This is a genomic window from Halomonas sp. HP20-15 (assembly GCF_033446685.1).
GTDB lineage: Bacteria > Pseudomonadota > Gammaproteobacteria > Pseudomonadales > Halomonadaceae > Modicisalibacter.
Genome location: NZ_JAWQLY010000013.1, coordinates 25,316 through 46,253 on the forward strand (window position 1 = coordinate 25,316; position 20,938 = coordinate 46,253).

21 protein-coding genes and 1 tRNA gene are annotated in these 20,938 nt (G+C 64.8%); 9 read left to right on the forward strand and 13 right to left on the reverse strand.

Features of this window, described 5'->3' with window-relative positions:
- Window positions 1–57: 57 nt before the first annotated feature.
- Window positions 58–1,461, reverse strand: a complete 1,404-nt coding sequence (locus tag R6258_RS15680) for a sigma-54 interaction domain-containing protein (RefSeq protein ID WP_318452668.1) — start codon at window positions 1,459–1,461, stop codon at window positions 58–60.
- Between the two features lie 164 nt (window positions 1,462–1,625).
- Between R6258_RS15680 and R6258_RS15685 the strand changes: the two genes are divergently transcribed.
- The gene (locus R6258_RS15685) at window positions 1,626–2,600 is read left to right on the forward strand and encodes an XdhC family protein (protein WP_318452669.1); all 975 of its coding nucleotides are present in this window, start codon (window positions 1,626–1,628) and stop codon (window positions 2,598–2,600) included.
- Entirely contained in the window at window positions 2,575–3,171 is a 597-nt protein-coding gene (locus R6258_RS15690) for a nucleotidyltransferase family protein (RefSeq protein ID WP_318452670.1), read from the forward strand. Before R6258_RS15685 ends, R6258_RS15690 begins: the two co-directional genes overlap by 26 nt.
- Window positions 3,172–3,190: 19 nt before the next feature.
- Here the strand turns inward: R6258_RS15690 and R6258_RS15695 are convergent, their stop codons facing one another.
- The 5 genes from R6258_RS15695 to polA form a co-directional block, all read right to left on the reverse strand.
- The gene (locus R6258_RS15695) at window positions 3,191–3,736 is read right to left on the reverse strand and encodes an ankyrin repeat domain-containing protein (RefSeq protein WP_318452671.1); all 546 of its coding nucleotides are present in this window, start codon (window positions 3,734–3,736) and stop codon (window positions 3,191–3,193) included.
- A gap of 139 nt (window positions 3,737–3,875) precedes the next feature.
- A complete protein-coding gene (locus tag R6258_RS15700; protein ID WP_318452672.1) occupies window positions 3,876–4,337 on the reverse strand; it encodes a DUF2501 domain-containing protein in 462 nt (153 codons plus the stop codon).
- 207 nt (window positions 4,338–4,544) lie between these two features.
- Entirely contained in the window at window positions 4,545–5,573 is a 1,029-nt protein-coding gene (gene mgrA, locus R6258_RS15705; RefSeq protein WP_318452673.1) for an L-glyceraldehyde 3-phosphate reductase, read from the reverse strand.
- Window positions 5,574–5,675: 102 nt separating this feature from the next.
- Entirely contained in the window at window positions 5,676–6,371 is a 696-nt protein-coding gene (locus tag R6258_RS15710; RefSeq protein WP_318452674.1) for a haloacid dehalogenase type II, read from the reverse strand.
- Between the two features lie 79 nt (window positions 6,372–6,450).
- A complete protein-coding gene (gene polA, locus R6258_RS15715) occupies window positions 6,451–9,261 on the reverse strand; it encodes a DNA polymerase I (protein ID WP_318452675.1) in 2,811 nt (936 codons plus the stop codon).
- A gap of 209 nt (window positions 9,262–9,470) precedes the next feature.
- Here polA and R6258_RS15720 point away from each other — a divergent pair, with 209 nt between their 5' ends.
- The 3 genes from R6258_RS15720 to speA all read left to right on the forward strand — a co-directional run bounded on the left by R6258_RS15720 (window position 9,471) and on the right by speA (window position 12,933).
- Window positions 9,471–9,767 carry a DUF2782 domain-containing protein gene (locus tag R6258_RS15720; protein ID WP_318452676.1) on the forward strand — a complete coding sequence of 99 codons (297 nt, stop codon included), beginning with the start codon at window positions 9,471–9,473 and terminating at the stop codon, window positions 9,765–9,767.
- A gap of 157 nt (window positions 9,768–9,924) precedes the next feature.
- On the forward strand, window positions 9,925–10,875 hold the full coding sequence (locus R6258_RS15725; protein WP_318452677.1) for a homoserine kinase: 951 nt from the start codon (window positions 9,925–9,927) through the stop codon (window positions 10,873–10,875).
- Window positions 10,876–11,028: 153 nt separating this feature from the next.
- The gene (speA, locus tag R6258_RS15730; protein WP_318452678.1) at window positions 11,029–12,933 is read left to right on the forward strand and encodes a biosynthetic arginine decarboxylase; all 1,905 of its coding nucleotides are present in this window, start codon (window positions 11,029–11,031) and stop codon (window positions 12,931–12,933) included.
- Between the two features lie 40 nt (window positions 12,934–12,973).
- On the opposite strand, the gene R6258_RS15735 is transcribed toward speA, so the two are convergent.
- Complete coding sequence (locus R6258_RS15735) at window positions 12,974–13,654, reverse strand: fumarylacetoacetate hydrolase family protein (RefSeq protein WP_318452679.1); 681 nt, start codon at window positions 13,652–13,654, stop codon at window positions 12,974–12,976.
- Between the two features lie 159 nt (window positions 13,655–13,813).
- On the opposite strand from R6258_RS15735, the gene chrA reads away from it, so the two are divergent.
- Complete coding sequence (chrA, locus tag R6258_RS15740; RefSeq protein ID WP_318452680.1) at window positions 13,814–14,950, forward strand: chromate efflux transporter; 1,137 nt, start codon at window positions 13,814–13,816, stop codon at window positions 14,948–14,950.
- A gap of 3 nt (window positions 14,951–14,953) precedes the next feature.
- Here chrA and R6258_RS15745 read toward each other — a convergent pair whose 3' ends face one another.
- Window positions 14,954–15,199 (reverse strand): hypothetical protein, encoded by a 246-nt coding sequence (locus R6258_RS15745; RefSeq protein ID WP_318452681.1) that lies wholly within the window; start codon window positions 15,197–15,199, stop codon window positions 14,954–14,956.
- A gap of 155 nt (window positions 15,200–15,354) precedes the next feature.
- On the opposite strand from R6258_RS15745, the gene R6258_RS15750 reads away from it, so the two are divergent.
- Both R6258_RS15750 and R6258_RS15755 read left to right on the forward strand, forming a co-directional pair.
- Window positions 15,355–15,594, forward strand: a complete 240-nt coding sequence (locus R6258_RS15750) for a hypothetical protein (protein WP_318452682.1) — start codon at window positions 15,355–15,357, stop codon at window positions 15,592–15,594.
- A 297-nt stretch (window positions 15,595–15,891) separates the two neighbouring features.
- A complete protein-coding gene (locus R6258_RS15755) occupies window positions 15,892–16,716 on the forward strand; it encodes a Crp/Fnr family transcriptional regulator (RefSeq protein WP_318452683.1) in 825 nt (274 codons plus the stop codon).
- A 30-nt stretch (window positions 16,717–16,746) separates the two neighbouring features.
- Here R6258_RS15755 and R6258_RS15760 read toward each other — a convergent pair whose 3' ends face one another.
- Window positions 16,747–17,331, reverse strand: a complete 585-nt coding sequence (locus R6258_RS15760; protein WP_318452684.1) for a hypothetical protein — start codon at window positions 17,329–17,331, stop codon at window positions 16,747–16,749.
- A 607-nt stretch (window positions 17,332–17,938) separates the two neighbouring features.
- Window positions 17,939–18,014 (reverse strand) — tRNA-Thr (locus R6258_RS15765).
- A 122-nt stretch (window positions 18,015–18,136) separates the two neighbouring features.
- Here R6258_RS15765 and R6258_RS15770 point away from each other — a divergent pair.
- A complete protein-coding gene (locus tag R6258_RS15770; protein ID WP_318452685.1) occupies window positions 18,137–18,448 on the forward strand; it encodes a hypothetical protein in 312 nt (103 codons plus the stop codon).
- 74 nt (window positions 18,449–18,522) lie between these two features.
- Here R6258_RS15770 and R6258_RS15775 read toward each other — a convergent pair whose 3' ends face one another.
- From R6258_RS15775 to R6258_RS15785, 3 genes are all read right to left on the reverse strand, one after another.
- The gene (locus R6258_RS15775) at window positions 18,523–18,681 is read right to left on the reverse strand and encodes a hypothetical protein (protein ID WP_160171077.1); all 159 of its coding nucleotides are present in this window, start codon (window positions 18,679–18,681) and stop codon (window positions 18,523–18,525) included.
- A 200-nt stretch (window positions 18,682–18,881) separates the two neighbouring features.
- Window positions 18,882–19,619, reverse strand: a complete 738-nt coding sequence (locus tag R6258_RS15780) for a Crp/Fnr family transcriptional regulator (RefSeq protein ID WP_318452686.1) — start codon at window positions 19,617–19,619, stop codon at window positions 18,882–18,884.
- 879 nt (window positions 19,620–20,498) lie between these two features.
- Entirely contained in the window at window positions 20,499–20,900 is a 402-nt protein-coding gene (locus R6258_RS15785; RefSeq protein WP_318452687.1) for an ectoine synthase, read from the reverse strand.
- Window positions 20,901–20,938: the final 38 nt, after the last annotated feature.

The window sequence follows — 20,938 nt, forward strand, 5'->3', positions numbered from 1 at the left end:
AGGCGTCCGGAAAAATGGACGGCGTCCGTTTTTACGGACGCCCGGGAGGCCGGACGCTCAAGATGCCGCCGAGAAACCGGCCAGGCGATGCCGGGAGAGCTTCTCGTAGAAGGAGGACTTGGCGATACCCAGCCGCTTGGCGGCCCGGGTGCGGTTGCCGCCACTTTCGATCAGCGCGCGTTCCAGCGCTTCGCGCTCGGCGGCCTCCAGGGTGGCACGCAGCGAGCCGTCGCCGCTGTGGGGAAGCGTCGGTGCACAGCGCAACGCCTCGGGCAGATCGTCGACCTCGAGCCGCGAGCCGCCCAGGTAGAACGCCGCCTCGAGGACGTTTTCAAGCTCACGTACGTTGCCCGGCCAGCTGTGTCGACACAGGCACTCCAGCGCCGCGTCGGACAGCGTCGGACAGCGCCGGCCGCGGCGTTCGGCCAGCCGCTTGAGGACGTGCCGGGCCAGCCCCGGCACGTCCTCGCTGCGTTCGCGCAGGGCGGGAATCGCCAGCGGCACGACGTTGACGCGATAGAACAAGTCCTCGCGGAATTCGCCGCGTGCCACCAGGCTCTCGAGCGGCCGATGGGTGGCGGCGATCACCCGCACGTCGACCGGCACCAGCCGGGTCGCCCCGACCGCTTCGACCTCGCGGTCCTGCAGGACGCGCAGCAGCTTGACCTGCATCGCCAGCGGCATGTCGCCGATCTCATCGAGGAATAGCGTGCCACCGTGGGCGAGCTGGAACTTGCCCGGCTTGCCGCCCTTGCGCGCGCCGGTGAAGGCGCCCTCTTCGTAGCCGAACAGCTCGGCCTCGAGCAGTTGCTCGGGGATCGCCGCGCAGTTGAGCTTGATGAACGGCCCGGCGGCGCGCTCCGACAATCGATGCAGGGCATGGGCGTAGAGCTCCTTGCCGGTACCCGACTCGCCGCGGATCAGCACCGAGGCATCGCCCGGGGCGATCTTGCGGACCTTGGCGTTGAGCGTGCGCATCGATTCGCTCTCGCCGACCACGTCAGTCAGCTGCCAGCGCGCCCCGGCGCGGGAATCGAGCGCCTGCCGGTAGTAGTCGACCTCGGCCTCCAGCGCCTCGACCTGGGCGTTCATCTGGCGCCACTCCCAGGTATCGTGATAGATCACCGTACCGATCGCCCCGATCACCCGACCGCCCGCGCGGATCGGGTAGCGATGGGCGATCATGTGATGGCCGCGCACCATCTGCAATTGCGCGAGCTCGGCCTTGCCCGAGGCCAGCACCTCGGGCATGCGAGTGTTCTCGATGATCTCGCTCACCGGACGGCCGATCGCCGCGACCGGATCGACCTCGAGGAAGTCGGCATAGGGGGCGTTGAGATAGCTGATGCGGCCTTCGGCGTCGACCACCACCACCCATTCGGTCATGGCATCGAGGCCGTGCAACAGCAGGGCGGCATCCCACTGCTCGGGTCGGTCTCCGGCGAGCGACTGGTTGGCCATGCGAGCCTCGGCGTTATTGTCAGTGTCGACTCAGCGTCGTCGCTGCCGGCCGGTGCGGCAAGACGACCTTGGTGTAGCACGGGTTGGCGCGTCACGCCCCTTCGGACCATAGTATGTGAAACCTCGACAGCCGCTCGCGAGGCGGCCGACAACGGATGCAGTAAATGCTCGATATGGATGTCCGTGTGCTGTCGCAAGCCCTCGACTGGGCCCGCGACGGCCATACCCTCTGGCTGTGTACGGTAATCTCGACCTATGGTTCCTCGCCGCGTGCGCCGGGCTCGATGCTCATCGCGCGCGGTGACGGCGGCTATCTGGGGTCGCTGTCGGGCGGCTGCGTCGAGGAGACGTTCATCGAGCAGTTGCAGGCCGGCGCCTTCGACGCGCCCGCCACGATCCATCGTTATGGCGACAGCACCGAGGAGGGCGCGCGGCTCGCCCTGCCCTGCGGCGGCGTGCTCGAGGTGCTCATCGAGCGCCGCGCGCCGACCGCCGAGTGGCTCGCCCATCTACAGGCGCTGCGCGACGCACTGCTCGGCCGGCGCAAGCTGATACGTCGCGTCGCGCTCGACGTCGGCGCCTGTCGGCTGGACGACGACGATGGCCGCAGCGGCGCGCGCGTGTCGCACCAGGCCGGGGGCGTGTCGATCCGCGTGGGCCCGGTGGTACGCTTGATACTCGCCGGTATCTCGCCGGTGGCCGAGGCCTGCGCCCGCTTTGCGCGCGAACTGGGCTACGAAGTGATCGTCTGCGATCCACGCGAGGAGGACTGTCGGGAATTCGCCGTCGAGGGTGTGACGGTCGAGCCGACACTGCCCTCGCTGTTCATCGCCAAGGGCGCCTGCCATGAAGCCACCGCGGTACTCGCGCTGACCCACGACCCGCGCATCGACGACTTAGCGATGATCGAGGCGGTGCGTACCGAAGCCTTTTATATCGGCGTGATGGGCTCGCGCAAGACCTCGGACGACCGGGCGACGCGGCTGGCGCGTTCCGGCGGACTGAGCGACGCGGACCTGGCACGCATCCATATGCCGATCGGTCTCGATCTGGGCAGCAAGACTCCCGCCGAGATCGCCCTGGCCACGATCGCCGACGTGATGAGGGTCCACCATGGCCGAGCTCGTGACACCCGCTGACAGCATTGCCGCCCTGGTGCTTGCCGCCGGCCAGTCGCGGCGCTTCGGCAGCGACAAGCGCCTGGCGGAATTGCCCGGTCGCGGCACGCTGCTCGCCGCCACCCTGGCCACGCTGCGCCCGCACTTTCGCGACATTCATGTGGTCATCGGCAGCGATGACGATGCCGCCCTGCTGGGCATCTCCGCCGATATCGTCACCTTGAGAAATCCCGCCGCGCAGCACGGCATGGGGGCCAGCCTGGCCTTCGGCGTCGCCACGCTGATGAACGAAAGCCACATCCGTGCCGTCGCGGTGATGCTCGGCGACATGCCGTGGATACGCGACGCGACCTTCGTGGCGCTGGCCCAGCGGGCCGGCGAAGCGCTGATCGTGCGGCCGACCTTCCAGGGCGAAGGCGGCCATCCGGTGGTGTTCGGTCGGGAATTCTGGCCGGCCCTGTGTCAATTGAAAGGCGATAGCGGAGCGCGCCACATCCTGCTCGACAACCCCGCGGCCTGCGTCGAGATCGCCACCGCCGACCCGGGCATCCTGAAGGACGTCGATGAGCCCGGCGCGCTCGGCCCCGGCTAGTGCGTGCGACCCACCGGCGCTAGCCGGCCCGGGCCAGTTGCGCCGAGGTGGCCTCGGCGCCCATCGCCGTGGCCAGATCAAAGGCCGTCATCCCCTTGCTTTCGCGGGCGTTCCGGTCGGCGCCACTGGCCAACAGATAATCGACGATCTCGGTGTGGTTGAACATCGCCGCAAACATCAGCGCGGTCTTGCCGTCGGGCGACGAGCCGTCGACCTCGGCACCGTTTTCCAACAGCAATCTGACCATCGCCAGATTGCCCTTGAAGGCGGCCCCGGCCAGCGGATTCTGGCCGTTGTCGTTACGCAGTTCCGGGTCGGCACCATGTTCGAGCAGCACGCGGGTGGTTTCGACGTGGCCGTGATAGCTGGCCAGCATCAGCAGGCTATCGCCCTTCTGGTTGCGCATGTTGGGCGGCAGGCCCTGCTCCAGCCAGTGGCGGAAGTTGTCGGTTTCTCCCGCGCGTGCGGCATTGAAGATCTGCGTGGCCAGGCGGATCGTCTCCTCGTCCGGCCCGCTATCCGGCGCCGACGATGCCTGTGCCGGTGCCTGCGGTTCGTTAGCCATGAATCCCTCCGTTACTGGTCAGCCCCAAGCATACGACCGATACGCCCGCCTGGTGAGCTATCGGCTCGATGCAATCAGGCAATCACGCGCCTCGAGCGCCCGGGGCCATTCAGGCAAATGCGCCAGGCAAATACGGCAATCAGCCGCCGAGAAAGGACGACATGGCCTTGTCGGCAATCATGCCGCAGGCCTTCTCGCCGACTTTCGTCTTGACGCTGCTGAGGTCGAAGGATTGCCCATCCTTGCCCTGCACCATCCCTTTCAGGCCCTGCTGGTAGTCTTGGTCATCGCTGTCCTTGTTGATGCCCAGCTTGTTCATCAGCTTGTCCTTGGCGGTGTCGCTGGCCTTGGCCGAGTAGCCGTTTTCCTGGCAGAAACTCAGCACGCCCGCCGCATTCTTCATGTTGGCCAGGCTGAACGAGCCACCGGACAGGGCGCTCAGCATCGAACCGCCCGAGCCGCCCTGGGACTCGGCAACGCTCGAGGCCATGCTACCGGCTTTTTCTTTGAGGCTGTCGCTACTGGCGACCTGGGCCTGGCCCAGCGTGGCAAGGCCGATGGCGGCTGCCGCGAGGACCGTGCGTGCATTATGCAATTGCATGGGATCGAACTCCTTTCGATGGGGGTGGGCGCCTCGGCGCATCCTCAGACTAGCAGTTCATTGGCACGACCAAGACCTCCGCATCGAAGATATTCTGCGGCTTGCGTTCACAAAAACGCCTCCGGCGGTTGGCGGAGGCGTCTCATCCAGAATGGTGGATAACGATTCGGGTCGGTGGCTGTTCCAACTACTTTACGTCTATCGGGTCTAGCGCTCCGCCGAGGCCGCCCATAGATTGACGCCTCCTTCCGCGGCGTAACGGTCGATCTCGGCCAGCTCGTCGTCGCTGAAATCGAGACACTGGAGCGCGCCGACGCAATCGACGACCTGTTGCGGGCGGCTCGCGCCGATCAGCGCCGAGGCCACCTGGGGCTTGCGCAGCACCCAGGCCAGCGCCATCTGCGCCAGGTTCTGGCCGCGCCGCTCGGCGATCGCGTTCAGCGCGCGCACCCGCTCCAGGTTGTCCGCCGAGAGGTGCGCTTCGCGCAGTGCGCCGCCCTGGGCCAGGCGGCTGTCTTCGGGCACGCCCTTCAGGTACTTGCCGGTCAATATGCCCTGGGCCAGCGGCGAGAAAGCGATCGCGCCCACCTCCAGTTCATCGAGGGTATCGAGCAGGCCGTCGTCCTCGACCCAGCGGTTGATCATCGAATAGCTCGGCTGATGGATCAGGCACGGCGTGCCGAGCTCGCGCAGGATCGCCACGGCCTCGCGGGTGCGCTGGGCGTTGTAGGAGGAGATGCCCACGTACAGCGCCTTGCCCTGGCGCACCGCGCTGTCCAGTGCACCCATGGTCTCCTCGAGCGGTGTCTCGGGGTCGAAGCGGTGCGAGTAGAAGATGTCGACGTAGTCGACGTCCAGGCGCTTGAGACTCTGGTCGAGGCTCGCCGTCAGGTACTTGCGGCTGCTCCAGTCGCCGTAGGGCCCCGGCCACATGGTGTAGCCCGCCTTGGTAGAGATCAGCAGCTCGTCGCGATGGCCGGCGAAATCCGTCTTGAGGATACGCCCGAACAACTCCTCGGCGCTGCCCGGCGGCGGCCCGTAATTGTTGGCCAGGTCGAAGTGGGTGATGCCGTGATCGAACGCGGTGCGGCAGATCTCGCGGGCGTTGTCGTGGTGGGCGTTGTCGCCGAAGTTGTGCCACAGCCCCAGCGACAGCGCCGGCAGCTTCAGGCCGCTGCGTCCGCAACGGTTGTAGTGCATGTGTTCGTAGCGAGAATCCGCGGGAGCATAGCTCATACCGTTGTCCTTTTATGTCCAGAGATCGTCGTGTAACAGGCTAAGGGTCTGGTACTCACAGAGCCACTACACCGCCTGGCCTGCACACCAGCACGGCGCACTTCAGCAGCCGAGTTGCTCGGCCAACGCGATGATCGACCCAGCATGCCGGTCGTTGGCCGACGATCCGGCAATATCCTTGGGATTGGCAGCACCGAACTCATTCGGACGCTCGATGTACGCCGTCTTGAGACCATAAGAGCGTGCGCTGTCGAGATCGTCCTGGTGCGCCGCAACCATCATTACCGCCTCGGCCGGCACATCGAAGACCCGCGCCACACCCAGATAGGTATCGGGATGCGGCTTGTACTGGCGAAACACTTCCGCCGAGAGGAGACAGTCCCACGCCAGCCCGACGCGTTTGGCCATGTTGGCGAGTAGCCCCAGATTGCCATTGGACAGCGTGCAAATCATGAAGCGCTGCTTGAGCCGCGACAGCCCCTCGACGGCGTCCGGCCACGGCTCCAGGCGATGCCATACGCGGTTGAGGTTGCGCTTCTGAGACTCCGTCAGCAAGGTGATGCCGAACTGCACCAGCACATCATCGAGGATACCCCGATGCAGGTCGTCGATCAGCGTCCAGCCCAGCTCACCAGACATCACCCGCTGCATCGCCGGCCGATAGCCGGCGCGCCACGCCAATGCGAACTCGCCGCCATCGACGCCCAGGTTTAGCGCCTCGACTTCGCGAGCGATCGAGCCATGCCAGTCGACGACGGTACCGAACACATCGAAAGCGAGAATCTCGACTTCCTGCATTAGCTGTCTCCCTGGGGCTACTGCCCTTCATCATCGGTCGCCTATTGCCACGCGAAGTCCTGGCCTTTCCTACGATATCTCAGTGCGCCTCGTCCCAGTTGGCACCCGATTCGGCCTCGACGATCAGCGGCACCTTGAGTTCGGCGGCGTCCTGCATGCGCTGCTTGACGATGCCGATGAAGTCGTCGACCTGCGATTCCCTGACCTCGAAGACCAGCTCGTCGTGGACCTGCATGACCATCCAGGCGTCGAAATCGCTCTCGCCGCCGGCCGGCGACAGCCAACCGTCGACGTCGATCATCGCGCGCTTGATGATGTCGGCGGCGGTGCCCTGCATCGGGGCGTTGATGGCGGTGCGCTCGGCGGCCTGACGGCGGGCATGCTGGCGCGAATTGATTTCGGGCAGGTAGAGCCGGCGACCGAACACCGTCTCGACGAAGCCGTCGTCGGCGGCCTGAGCGCGGATGTTGTCCATGAAGCGCGCGACACCGGGATAACGCTCGAAATAGCGTTCGATGTAGACCTTGGCCTGCTTGGCTTCGATGTGTAGCTGCTTGGAAAGCCCCCAGGCGCTCATGCCATAGATTAGCCCGAAGTTGATCGCCTTGGCACTGCGACGCTGATCCGGCGTGACCTTGTCCAGCGCCACGCCGAAGACCTCGGCGGCGGTGGCGGTGTGGATGTCGCGCTCTTCCTCGAAGGCCTCGAGCAGCCCCTTGTCCTCGGAGAGGTGCGCCATGATGCGCAGCTCGATCTGCGAGTAGTCGGCGGCGACGATGCGATAGCCCGGCCGGGCAACGAACGCCTGGCGGATCTTGCGTCCCTCCTCGGTGCGGATGGGAATGTTCTGCAGGTTGGGATCGGACGACGACAGCCGCCCGGTAGCGGTCACCGCCTGATGGTAGCTGGTGTGGATGCGCCCGGTGGCCTGGTTGATCAGCAGCGGCAGCTTGTCGGTGTAGGTCGACTTGAGCTTGGTCAGCCCGCGGTGCTGCATGATTACCTTGGGCAGCGGGTAGTCCAGCGCCAGCTCCTCGAGCACCGCCTCGGCGGTGGACGGCGCGCCCTTGGGGGTCTTCTTGAGCACCGGAATCTTCTGCTCTTCGAACAGGATGTCGCAGAGTTGCTTGGGCGAGCCGAGGTTGAACTCGCGTCCGGCGATCTCGAAGGCGTCCTTCTCGATCTCGCGGATGCGCGTCTCGAGCGCCTGGCTCTGGGCGTGCAGCAGGCTCACGTCGAGCGCCACGCCGGTGCGTTCCATGCGCGAGAGCACCGGAATCATCGGTCGCTCGAGCCTATCGAGCACCTCGGCGAGGCGACCCTGGGCCTCGATGCGCGGGCGCAGTTCATGATGCAGCCGCAGGGTGACGTCGACGTCCTCGCAGGCGTAGGGCACCGCCTGCTCCAGGGCGACCTGGTTGAAGGTCAGCTGCTTGGCGCCCTTGCCGGCGACCTCCTCGAAGCTGATGGTCTTCTCGCCGAGGTACTTGAGCGCCAGCGAGTCCATGTCGTGGCGAGTCGCGGTGGAGTTGAGCACGTAGGATTCGAGCATGGTGTCGGTCAGCGTGCCGGCCACGCGGATGCCGTAGCGCGCCAGCACCGAGATGTCGTACTTGAGATTCTGACCGATCTTGCCCTTGGCGGGGTCTTCCAGCAGCGGCTTGAGCGCAGCGAGCACGGCGTCGCGGTCGAGCTGCGCGGGGGCATCGATATAGTCGTGGCCGACCGGGATGTAAGCCGCCTCGCCGGGTTCGAGCGCCAGGCCGATGCCGACGATCTCGGCGTCCATGTAGTTGAGGCTGTTGGTCTCGAGATCGAAGCAGAACGCCTGTGCGGCGGCGAGGCGCTTGAGCCAGACGTCCAGGTCGGCCTGCTCGAACAGCGTGTAGTCCTCGCGGGCCGGCTTGGCCAGGGTCACGTCCTCGTCGAGCTCGCTGCCGACCGTTGAGTCGCCCGCCACAGCGCTGCCGGACGGAGCGCCGCCCGACACGTCGTCGACGCCCTCGTCGCGGCCGGCCAGCAATTCGCCGAGCCAGGCCTTGAACTCGAGCTCGCGATACAGCCGGGTCAGCGCCTCGCGATCGGGATGGGCGATGTCCAGGTCGTCGAGGTCCACCGGCAACGCGCAGTCGGTCTTGATGGTCGCCAGTTGGTAGGACAGGAATGCCTGCTCGCGATTGGCCTCAAGCTTCTTGTCGAGCGTCTTGGCGCCGCGAAAGCTCAGCGCCTTGATCGACTTGAGGTTGGCGTAGACGCCGTCGAGCCCGCCCTCGATGCCCTGCAGCAGGCCCAGCGCGGTCTTCTCGCCGACCCCGGGCACGCCGGGGATGTTGTCGACCTTGTCGCCCATCAGCGCCAGGAAGTCGATGATCCGCTCCGGCGGCAGGCCGAACTTGGCCTCGACGCCGGCGGCGTCGAGGGTCTCGTTCTTCATGGTGTTGACCAGCGTGATGTGCGCATTGACCAGCTGCGCCATGTCCTTGTCGCCGGTGGAGATCACCGCATCGCGGCCGGCCTCGGTGGCGTGGCGCGCCAGCGTGCCGATCACGTCGTCGGCCTCGACCCCCTCGATGCACAGAAGCGGCAGGCCGAGGGCGCGGATGCAGGCGTGCAGCGGTTCGACCTGGCTGCGCAGGTCGTCGGGCATCGGCGGTCGCTGGGCCTTGTACTGCTCGAACAGTTCGTCGCGGAAGGTCTTGCCCTTGGCGTCGAAGACCACCGCCATGGGACTCTGCGGATATTGCCGGATCAGGCTCTTGATCATGCTGATCACGCCCTTGACCGCCCCGGTCGGCTGGCCGGTCGAAGTGGTCAACGGCGGCAGCGCATGAAAGGCGCGATACAGATAGGAGGAGCCATCGACGAGGACGATGGGCGGCGTGTCGGCCATGGGTGGAGCACCTCAGCGATTAGCGATCGATGCGTCCATGATACGCAAGCCGCCCCGGGGCGTCAGGCATCCGGGCGGAATCCCGTCTCGAGCCGGCCCCGGGGGCGTTGCGTCATGGCGGCCAAACCCTAAAGTCAGTGCATGCCAGGACCCTTATGCATACACTGCGGGTATCGCTTAGAGGCGTTTCCCCAAGCCTGGAGGTTGCCATGAAATTACCCCACCTGATTCCCGCCACGCTGGTCGCGCTCGGCCTGTTGGCCGGCCTGGCGCCGCCGGTGCTGGCCCAGGACTCGGATGAGTCGGTAACGCCGGATATCACCGTGCGCCAGGAGGAAGACCGTACGATCCGCGAGTACCGCATCAACGGCCAACTCTACGCCATCGAGATCAAGCCCAAGGTCGGGCCGTCGTACTACCTGGTCGACGATAACGGCGACGGCGATTTCCGGCGCAGCGACAACGAGCGGGTGGTGCCGCCGCAGTGGGTGCTGATCTCCTGGTGAGCCGCTCGGGCGCCAACGCCGCTGGCCGCCATCGGTCGTTATCACTGCAAGGTCGGCCGTCGACTCGCTACAATAGCCCGCTTGGATAAGCCAGGAGCCCTCCTCAGTATCAAACTGACAGGCGCCTGGTCCGCTTGGACACCAGGGCGAGAACACCATGGCTGTATTCACTCCGCTCGACGACGCCCAGATCGCGAGCTTTCTCGAGCGCTTCGACGCCGGCCGGCTGGTCGCTTGCGAAGGCGTCGCCAGCGGCACCGAGAACTCCACCTTCTTCGTCACCACCGACCGACACGAGTTGGTGCTGACGCTGTTCGAGCAGGGCGAGCACGATGAACTGCCGTTCTTCGTCGACCTGCTCGACTATCTCGACGAGCATCGTCTGCCGGTCCCCGGTCCGCTGCACGACCGCCAGGGCGTGGCGCTGCAGAGCCTCGCCGACAAGCCGGCACTGCTGTTCCCGCGCTTGCCCGGCAAGCACCCCGAGTCGCCGAATCTCGCCCAGTGTCGCGCGCTCGGCGATGCGCTGGGACGCATGCACAAGGTCGGTCAGCACTTCGACGGCCATCGCCCCAACCCGCGCGACCTGAACTGGCTGCTGGCCAGCCACCATAAGGTCTACGCGTACCTCACGCCCGGCGACCAGGCGCTGATGGGCGACGAGATCGACAGCTATCAGAGCGCCTTCGGCGATCCCGACCTGCTGCCCAAGGGCGCCATCCACGGCGACCTGTTCCGCGACAACACCCTGTTCGACGGCGACCGGCTTGGCGGGATCATCGATTTCTACAATGGCTGCAGCGGCGATCTACTTTTCGACCTGGCGATCGTCGTCAACGACTGGGCCAGCGACGCGCGCGGCCATCTCGAGCCGGCACGCCACGACGCGCTGCTCGGCGCCTACCTCAAGCGTCGTCCGCTGAGCGACGCCGAGCGGGCGCTGTGGCCGATGATGCTGCGCATGACCGCGCTGCGCTACTGGCTCTCGCGGCTGCTGGTGATCTACGTCGATCCGCCGGCCCACGAACTGACACCTCACGATCCGGAGCGCTTCCGCAGCATTCTCAAGGCACGCATCGCCGCGGATGCCTTGCCCCTTCCGGCGTGAGCGCTGCTATGCTCCACGGCACATCGACAAACGCACTTTCGCCACGCTGACAGCCCCGCCCGACGCCGGCATAATGCGCCACCGCCGGGCCGGGCGCACCAGCGCCGCCGCCATTCACGACGGCCCGTTCAGGCTCTTCAGGGAGACCGCCACATGACCGCATCCGCCGCACAGGCACGCCGCACCTACAACATCGACCAGTGGGGAAGTGGCTATTTCGACGTCGACGATCACGGCCATGCCGTGGTCCGACCGCTGGGCAGCGAGATCGAAGGCCCGGCGCTGCCGCTCGATGCACTGGTCGACCAGCTGCGCGAGGCCGGCCTGCGCCTGCCGGTGCTGGTGCGCTTTACCGACATCCTGCACGACCGCGTGGAGCAGCTCTGCGCGGCGTTCGACACGGCGATGCGCGAGGAATCCTTCCAGGGCGGCTATACCGCGGTCTACCCGATCAAGGTCAACCAGCAGCGCCGGGTGGTCGAGGAGATCCTCGCCACCCAGGAGCGCGGCCATGGCCGCGTCGGCCTGGAGGCCGGCAGCAAGCCCGAGCTGCTGGCGGTACTGGCGCTGTCCACCGACGGCTCGTCGCTGATCGTCTGCAATGGCTACAAGGATCGCGAATACGTACGCCTGGCGCTGATGGGCGAGAAGCTCGGCCACCGGGTCTACCTGGTGGTGGAGAAGTTCTCGGAACTCAACCTGATCCTCGAGGAGGCCGAGCGCATCGGCGTGAAGCCGCGGATCGGGCTGCGCGCGCGGCTGGCCTCGGTGGGCAAGGGCAAGTGGCAGGACAGCGGCGGCGAGAAGTCCAAGTTCGGCCTCACCGCGATGCAGATCCTCGGCGTGGTCGAGCGCCTGCGCGAAGCCGATGCGCTGGCCAGCCTGCAATTGGTGCACTTCCATCTCGGCTCGCAGATCGCCAATATCCGCGACATTCAACGCGGCCTGCGCGAGTGCGCACGCTTCTACCGGAGCCTGCGCGAACTGGGCGCGCCGGTGGACACCGTCGACGTCGGCGGCGGCTTGGGCGTGGATTATGAAGGAACCCGATCGCGCAGCTTCTGCTCGATCAACTATTCGATGCGCGAGTACGCCAGCAACGTGGTGTGGGCGTTCAGCCAGGCCTGCGAGGCCGAGGGCATCCCCCATCCGCATCTGATTTCCGAGTCCGGCCGGGCACTGACGGCGCACCATGCGGTGCTGATCACCAACGTCATCGACGAGGAGCGCATCGGTGAAACCGCCCCGCCGCGCCGACGCGCCGAGGACGATCCCCAGGTCGACGAGCTGTGGCGCGTCTATGACCGGCTCGAGACCATGCAGGAACCGCGCGGCCAGGTCGAGGCGTACCATGACCTGACCCAGGCGATCGCCGAACTGCAGGAGCGTTTCGTGGTGGGCATGGCCGATCTGGACGCCCGCGCCGAGGGCGAGGCGGTGTATTTCGCCGCCTGCCAGCGCTTGCGCTCGCGCCTCGACGGCCGCAACCGCGCCCACCGCGACATCGCCGACGAATTGGGCGAGAAGCTCGCCGACAAGCTGTTCGTCAACTTCTCGCTGTTCCAGTCGCTGCCCGACGTGTGGGGCATCAAGCAGGTCTTCCCGGTGCTGCCGCTGACCGGGCTGGACCGCGAGCCGACCCGCCGCGGGGTGATTCAGGACATCACCTGCGATTCCGACGGGCGCATCGACAGCTACGTCGACGGCCAGGGCCTGGAAAGCACCCTGCCGCTGCCCGAGTGGGACGACCACGACGACAAGTTGCTGGGGCTGTTCCTAGTCGGCGCCTATCAGGAGATCCTCGGCGACCTGCACAACCTGTTCGGCGATACCGACTCGGTCGACGCCGCGCTCGACGCCGACGGCCAGTGGCAGCTATCGAGCCTCCAGCATGGCGACCGGGTCGCCGACGTGCTGCGCTACGTCAACTTCGACGCCGAGGTGCTGCGTGCCCGGCTCGATGCCCAGCTTCAAGCCAGCTCGCTCGACGATGCCGAGCGGACGCACTTCATGGACGACCTGGCCGCCGGCCTCGAGGGCTATACCTACCTCGAGTAAGCGTCGAGGTAACCGGCAGCGCTTCTGAACCCGCCCCGGGCTAGTCGGCGGTGCGGGTGATCGCCTCGACGGCACCGTGGCTGGCGCCGGCCTGCAGCGCCAGGCTGATTTCGGCGCCACGCGGCAAGGCCCCGACCCCCGCCGGCGTGCCGGTCAGCACCACGTCGCCGGGCATCAGCGTGAAGTGGCGGCTCATTTCGGCCAGCAGTTCAGGAATCGCGAACAGCATGTCGCCGCTGTCGCCGGTCTGGCGGCGTTCGCCGTCGATGTCCAGCGTAAAATGCAGCGCCTGCCAGTCGGGCTCGCCCTCGACCAGGGCGAACGGCGTCAGCGGACAGGCCGCGTCGAAGGCCTTGGCGACCTCCCACGGATGCCCCTTGTCCTTGAGCTGCGCCTGCACGTCGCGCAGGGTCAGATCCAGCGCCAACCCCAGCCCGACGACGGCCCGCTGCGCCGCATGCGGCGTTGCACGGGTCAGCGGCGTGCCGATCAGTAGCGCCAGTTCGGCCTCGAAATGCACCTCGCCGCGCTCGAACTGACTTTCCAGCGGCTCGTCGATATCCACGGCGCTACTCGCCGGCTTGATGAACAAAAGCGGCGCGCTGGGCACCGGGTTGTCGAGCTCGCGGGCGTGCTCGGCGTAATTGCGGCCGACGCAGACGATCTTGCCCAGCGTCTGGTTAAACGCCTGGCCATTGGTGAAGCGGGGAACGAACGACATGGCGACTCCACGAAATCCGATGAGGGAAATGCCGAGTCTACCCCAGCGGCGCGAGCGGTCCATACAAACGCCCAACAAAACGGCTCCCGGGCGCCGGCCGTAACACGGCCGACAGAATGCACCGGTTAGTCTAGGACGAGGCCGACCACGGGGATTGTCATGCCACTTGCCATCTTTCTCGATTTCCTGAAGCTGGGCTGCGTCAGCTTCGGCGGCCCGATCGCCCACCTGGGGTATTTCCACCGCCGCTATGTCATCGAGCGCGCAACGCTCGACGAGCGCGACTACGCCGAGCTGCTGGCGCTGTGTCAGTTCCTGCCGGGGCCGGCCAGCTCGCAGATGAGCATGGCGATCGGCTATCGCCAGCATGGCGTGACGGGCAGCCTGGCGGCCTTCGCCGGCTTCACCCTGCCGTCCGCGCTATTGATGCTGGGCGCCGGGCTGTGGCTGACCGGGGCGCCCGACAACGCCTGGGTGGCGGGCGCCTTGAGCGGGCTGAAGCTGCTCGCCGTGGCGGTGGTCGCCGATGCCGTGCTGACCCTGCAGGCACGCTGCTGCCCGGATACCCCGCGCCGAGTGCTGGCTCTGTTGACGTCGATCGCCGTGTGGCTGATGCCGGGCACCGCGACTCAGGTGGCGGCGCTGCTCGGCGCGGCGCTGTTGGGATCACTCATGGGCGACGCCGAACGGGCTGCCGGCGCAACGCGGCCTGCCGTCACCCGCCCCCATCGCTGGGCATGGATCGCGTTTGCACTACTCTGGCTGGCGGTGTGGCTGGTCCCCGGGCTGGCGGTCTTCGACACCTTCTACCGCGTCGGCTCCCTGGTATTTGGCGGCGGCCATGTGGTGCTGCCACTGCTCGGCGCCGAGCCGCTGATCCGTACGGGCATGGACGAGGCGACTTTCATCGCCGGCTACAGCCTGGCGCAGGCGGTGCCGGGGCCGATGTTCACCTTAGCCGGCTACCTGGGCAGCGCGCTCAATGGCTCGCTGCTCGATGGCCTGGTGGCCCTGACGGCGATCTTCCTGCCCGGCTGGCTGTTGCTGCTGGCGGTGCTGCCGCTGTGGTCTCGCCTGCGCGGCAGGCCGCGCCTGGCCAATGCCATGGCCTGGGTGACCGCGGCGACCGTCGGTCTGCTGCTGGCGGCGCTCTATGACCCGGTGTTCCGCTCCAGCGTCGCCGACCCCGCCGACATGGCGGCCGTGGCCGCGCTGTGGAGCCTGCTGAAATACACGCCGCTACCGGTATGGGCGGTCGTGCTGGTCGCCGGGCTGGGCGGAGCGTTATGGGGCTGAGCGCTACCGGCCGCTCTGGGCGTAGTCGCACGCCTTGCGACACAGCTCTTCGTCCAGCCCGACCCGGCCCTGGGACTCGGTGACCAGCAGGTGGATCGCGCCCGGGTCATCCAACTCGGGGTTGGCGCGCCGCTTGGCGCCGATCTCCCCGGCGATGGCGCGTAGCGCCAGGTCACCCGGGGTGCCCTGTTGCGGGGGTGTGCCGGCAAGCGCCTCACGGGCATGCAGTACCGTATCCAGATCGATCATCTTCAACCTCCCTGTCGAATAGCCAACGTACCCGACGAGTGTATGGCCGCATCGGGCGAGCGCCAATCGGATCCTTGGCGGGCCGCGCCGCGGCAGGTTGAGCTATGGCTGTTTTGAGCTATACAGGGGGAAGGATCACAGCACACGGAGGTAGCATGACCCATACCGCACGCGTAGAGCCCATCACTCAGGAGCAGGAAGACGCCACGATGCTGGCCGGTTGGCGCGTCGTCGACGTTACCGACCCGGATGCCCCGGTCGAGATATCGCGCCACGACACCGAGCCCGAAGCCATCCAGGCGGCACGCGACTTCGAGCGGCAGACGGCCTACGAAACCGGCTCCGCCCCGGACGACAACCAGGATTACGATGCGGGCGAGACGCCGACTCGCTAGCGGCTAGCCCGGCGCAGGCCGACACGATCCCGTCGGCCTGCCGATCGACCCGGCCATGGAGGTTTCCGGTCATCGCCGGCCGCGCTTCCTGGCTACACCACCACGACGGTCAGGCCAAACGTTGGTGGAATACATCTTCCATCGCCCGTCATATATCCGCCCGGCTTGGCGGGTAGTTAAATGATGACATTCTGATAAAAATAAACCTACGTTATCGCGCCGTTCTACCAGCCATGGTTTCTTTGCATTATCAAGATCTTGCCGCTGGAGACGTGCGTGCGGAACGCGACCAACCCCATGTTGAAGCGCTTGAGCGCCCTGGTTTCGCTGAATGATGTCGAAGTCGAGCTACTCGAGAGCCTGACTTTCGAGATGCGCGAAGTCACCGCTGGCGAGTGGCTATGGCATGAAGGCGACAGCGCCGAGTCGCTGCTGGTCATCAGCGAGGGCTGGGGCTGTTCGGCGCGTTATCTGAGCGACGGTAGTCGGCAACTGCTGGCTACCTATCTCCCCGGCGACATTCTGGGAATCTTCGAGCTGTTGAGCGGAATACGCCGCAACGATGTGTCGATGCTCACCGACGGCCGGGTCTGCGAGTACTCCTATTCGAGCATCTTCACCCTACTAACCGCTTCGAATCGCATGAGGTCGGCACTGTTCGTGATCGCCAACCAGCATCAGGCCATGCTCGCCGAGCGGTTGGTCAGCGTGGCGCGTCGCAACGCGCGCGAGAGCCTGGCGCACTTTCTCTGTGAATGCCGCGAGCGCCTGCTGGAATTTCTCCCCGACGATGTCGACGGCTTTCAGCTACCGCTCTCGCAACAGGACCTTGCCGATGCGCTCGGCATGAGCACGGTCCACATCAGCCGCACCTTTTCGGCACTGGCCTGCCAAGGACTGGTGAGACGCCACCATTTCCACATGGTGATCCTCGATCCGCAGCGCCTGGCCGAAATGGCCGACTTCGATGACCACTACCTGAACTGCGACAAGCGGATCCTGGCCACGAATACGCCAATCTCGTTCAGCGACTCGGCTGCCGCGGAATGGCTGCCTTCGATGAGTCACGAGTCCAAAGGCCGGCCTTCCGCCGAGGGCGACGAGCCGACGGCATCCAGTTGATGCAGTCGCACCGCAAGCCTATCCCCAGCTTCATCCCAATTCGCGAAACCAGCGCTGGATCCTGCGCTGGTGCCAGCGACGCGAAAGCCGCCCGGCTTTCACGCTCGCCGGAATCAGCACGGCACTTTGTTGCCGCGGCACGACGTTAAAGCGCCGATACACCCCCAACGGGTACTTCTCATTTCCATAAACCGCCACGGCGCGGATCTCCACCGCCCCGACGTCGCTCCAGCTATCGAGTTCGTAACCATGCTCCGCGAGGGTATGGCGGATCAGCACGTCGAAGCCTGAGAAGCGGTAGAAATGCTTCGGTGGAACCGGCCCCTGGAAGCGGGCGCCACTTTCCTCGCCCTGATCGTCGGTAGCAAGGTCGGTGACTTCGCTGGTCAGCCATCGGCCCTCTCTCTCGACTGCGCAGAACACCGTCGACAGGTAGATTGCTTCATAGCTCATGTTGCTGATCAGGCAGGGCGCCTTGATGTCGTCGCTGTAGGCACGGTTGATGATCAACTGCGGGCGGCGTTGGCGGCGAAAGCCCCGGAGCATCTGAACGCCCAGAAACAGCAGGACAAAGTTGATGGCCAGCGCAGTGGCCATGTTCAGTATCTCGATCATACCCATCCCTGGATCGGTGCACCGCTCCGTGGCTACGAGACTTGAGAGTAGCTTAACGGCCACGCCTGCGAGAAAGGAAAAGCCCGGCCTGTTTTGCAGGCCGGGCTTTAACTAGCAGTGCGTGTCCTTGCTGCCTAAGCGGAATCCTATCCGCACTTCCATGGTAAACCGGGCTTTCCCTGCCCGTTCTTCCTTGCCAAGCGATCCGTGCCCTACAACGCCACTACAGTGTCACGTCTCGACGGCATAAAACTTAACCCAGATTATCAAACCAGAAATTTAGCAAACGAATGGCTGGGACGAGAAGCAATCCAAGCCAACAAATTAGAAGAGGAGAGCCCCGGCTGTCCATTAGCCAGGGGCTTGTCTCGGCTTACATGCCGCCTCCATCTTAGTGGCGTTACCCCATGTAAGGGATTCACTACCCTGTGGGTAAGCGATCATAAACATCCGAGACATGGCACCCGTGCCCTTCGTTGATGCAGTCGAAGCTCGACGAGAAGCGTTGAAGAGCGCAGCTCAACCGGAGAGGAATAACTTTGCGGACTCACAGCGAAGCGGGTCGAGTCACCGTGGGGGCGATAGGCAGCGAATTTAGAGGAAGGAGTGGTGCCGGCGAGTGGACTCGAACCACCGACCTACGCATTACGAATGCGTTGCTCTGCCAACTGAGCTACGCCGGCCCGCAAAAAATCTTACTCATTCGCCGGTATGTCAGGCAAGCCCGTTAGCCGGCCCTTGCCAAGTCTGCCGCCAGCTTCTAAAGCTTGAGGCAGGCATTCCCGACACGACAAGGAGCAAGACCATGTCAATGAAGACAGCCAAGCGAATCAGCCCCTCTCTACTGGCCGCGCTGGTAATCGGCCTGGGCCTTCCAGCGTTCGCTTTCGCCGATGAGCCAATCCCGCAGGCGAGCGACGAGGCCACCCAGGACGCCGGGTCCCAGCAACAGGCTGCCCAGAGCGATGAACAACGCAAGCGGCCCGAGGGTAAGGTCAAACCGCAGGAGGCGCAGAAGCACCAGGACACTTCGTTGAGCCACGACACCGACGAGGAGAGCCTCGATCAGGAAAGCGGCTCCGATGCCATGATGCAGCCCGATGGTTACGGCGGTTGAACCCCGCGCCGCAGGCCGGGTCAAGGAGGTGCCTTGTCCCGGCTTTTCAATCGACTTGCAGACGAGTCGCGCGGCTATTCGTTTTCCCGACGCAGTTGCCTGGCAAGGTTACGCAGATAATCGGCCGAGACGCTCGACATTCCCGCTTCCTTCATGGCCTTGGCCAGGCGGAGATAGGCCTCGGCATCATTGAGGGCGAGCCGCGCCTCCTCGGTTTCGAGCTCTGTCGTCACGCTTGCGGTCTCCTTGTGCGGCCCTGTAGAAAGCGCGCTGCTCGGCAACGCGCGTGCAAAAGATGCCATAATTTTGTCTCGCCTCAAATAACCGACGGCGCGCTACATTAGCATGCCCATGGCCTTGAAGTATGGACGAGTCATGCTTCGGCACGAGACGAGCTCTCATCGAACGGACCACAAACCTGACAGGTACCGTTCTACCCGCGCAACAGCGGATTGATCTCTTCGCTGCAATGTTCGGGAACGAACCCCGCCAACGCAGAGAGCCGCTCGAAATCGAGGATACTTATGGCGTTACGCCGCTTGTGAATCAGCCCCTCCTCCGCCAGGTCGGTCAACGTGCGGCTGACATGCACTTCGGTGAGCCCCAGCATCAGGCTGAACAGACGCTGCGTCAGGGGCAGCGTGAAACTGCCCCCGTCAGTCGCGTGGATACGCTCCAGCCGGTAATAGATTTCCAGGGCAAAGTGCGCAATGCGCGACTTGGCGTCGTGACTCAGCACGTTGACCAGGCGCTCGGTGATGACCGCCTGCTGATGCGATGCCGAGGCATGCATTGCCAACCCCAGCGTACTGGAGCGCTGGCAGGCCTCACGCAGGCTTTGCACGGGGAATGGACAGACGACACCGTCCGTGAGCATCTCGACCCCGGAGTAGTGGGTATTGAACGTCACTTCACGAATGCCGATCAGATCGCCGGGCAAGAATATCTCGAGGACTTGGCGACTACCGCCCTTACTGCAATGAAATGAGTAGGCCCAGCCTCGCTTCAAGGTATACAACATCTCGGGAACGTCGCCGGCCTTCCACAACTGGCTACGGCGCGCGATCTCTTTAGGCGCGTGCTCGAACTCTTCCAGCAGTTGCAGATCCTCCTCGCCAAGTTCGATGTGTTGGCAGAGGTTCCTTTTGATACAGCACTCTTCCGTATCCATGGAAACATCCTTGTGTGAGTGCTCACACTGTAGCTGCGAACTATAACGAGCCGGCCTTCCTGGCCGCACTCTTGGAAGTGTAGGTGAATTCCCGGACCGCTCCAGAGCGGCCCTCAAAGCATCAGCCAACCCCAGCCAGCGGCGGCCACTACGGCGGATGCGCCTTCGACTTGCCGATCCGGTGTGGCAAGTATCGGAAAAGCTTAGTGCCACCCGCGTCACAGGACAAACGAGCCCGCCCACATTTCCGGTCGTTTTTTCATTTGCCCACAGAAAAGCCCGACCGAATGGCCGGGCTCTCCGAGTGCTGCGTTTCCTTGCTGCTACAACGAGCCTCCTGCTCGTACATCCTTGGCGCATGAGCTATCCGTCGCTCGGCCTTCCTTGGTGCGGGCCTTCCTGGCCCGACACCGCCCACAATCTCAAAGAACGCGAGCCATGTATTTAACCCAGGTTATAAAAACGCAAATGGCTTACCCGGACAAAAAATAGCCCCGTAGGGGATACGGGGCATAAAAAGCAGGGATGTTCGTCAGACCCGGCAACCGAAGCTGCCTCTGGCGACTCCCTGATCACGACATGAGGTTGCGCATGTCCCAGTGGGGGCCGATGCCAAATTGGTACGATCAGGAAGATCACCTCGTAGCGGTCGGCAAAACCGCAGTGCAAACGAAAGCGCCCCGCGTGGAAGCGGGGCGCTGGGAGATATCGATCATCGGGCTCGAGACACTTCAACGACGATTCCTATCCGTCGCGTGCCATCCTTGCCGCCCGGTGAGCCTCCTTGGCCTTTCGCTTCCATGCTACAGGATCATCCTGATCCCTGATCACACTTTTAGCGTAGTCGCCGTGTGCGGCATTTCAAGCCAGCTAATATCGTCAGCGCTTGAGCAGCGTGCCGTCGTCGTCATAGAGCGGGTAGCTGCCCTGCTCGTCGTGATCCTCTGGTCCCACCAGCGATGGAGTGAAGACGCAAAGCACCGTCATGCCCTTCTCACTGCTCAGGATGTGCTTCTGGTGCTTGTCCAGGGCATAGAGCACGCCTGGCTTGAGCTGCCACTTGCCGCCTTCGGTCAGGTCTTCGATCTCGCCTTCCCCCTCGATACAGATCACCGACTCCCGGTGGTTCTTGTACCACATGTGCAGCGACTGGCCGGGCTTGATGACGGTTTCATGCACCGAGTGCCCCATGCCGTCGGCCCGCAGCGTGTACCGCCGGCTGATGAACTTCTCTTCATCGACCTGGTTGTTCTCGGCATCCTGGTGATCGCGGACAATCATTATGCGCTCCTTGCTTGGATGATCGGGACGATGACGAA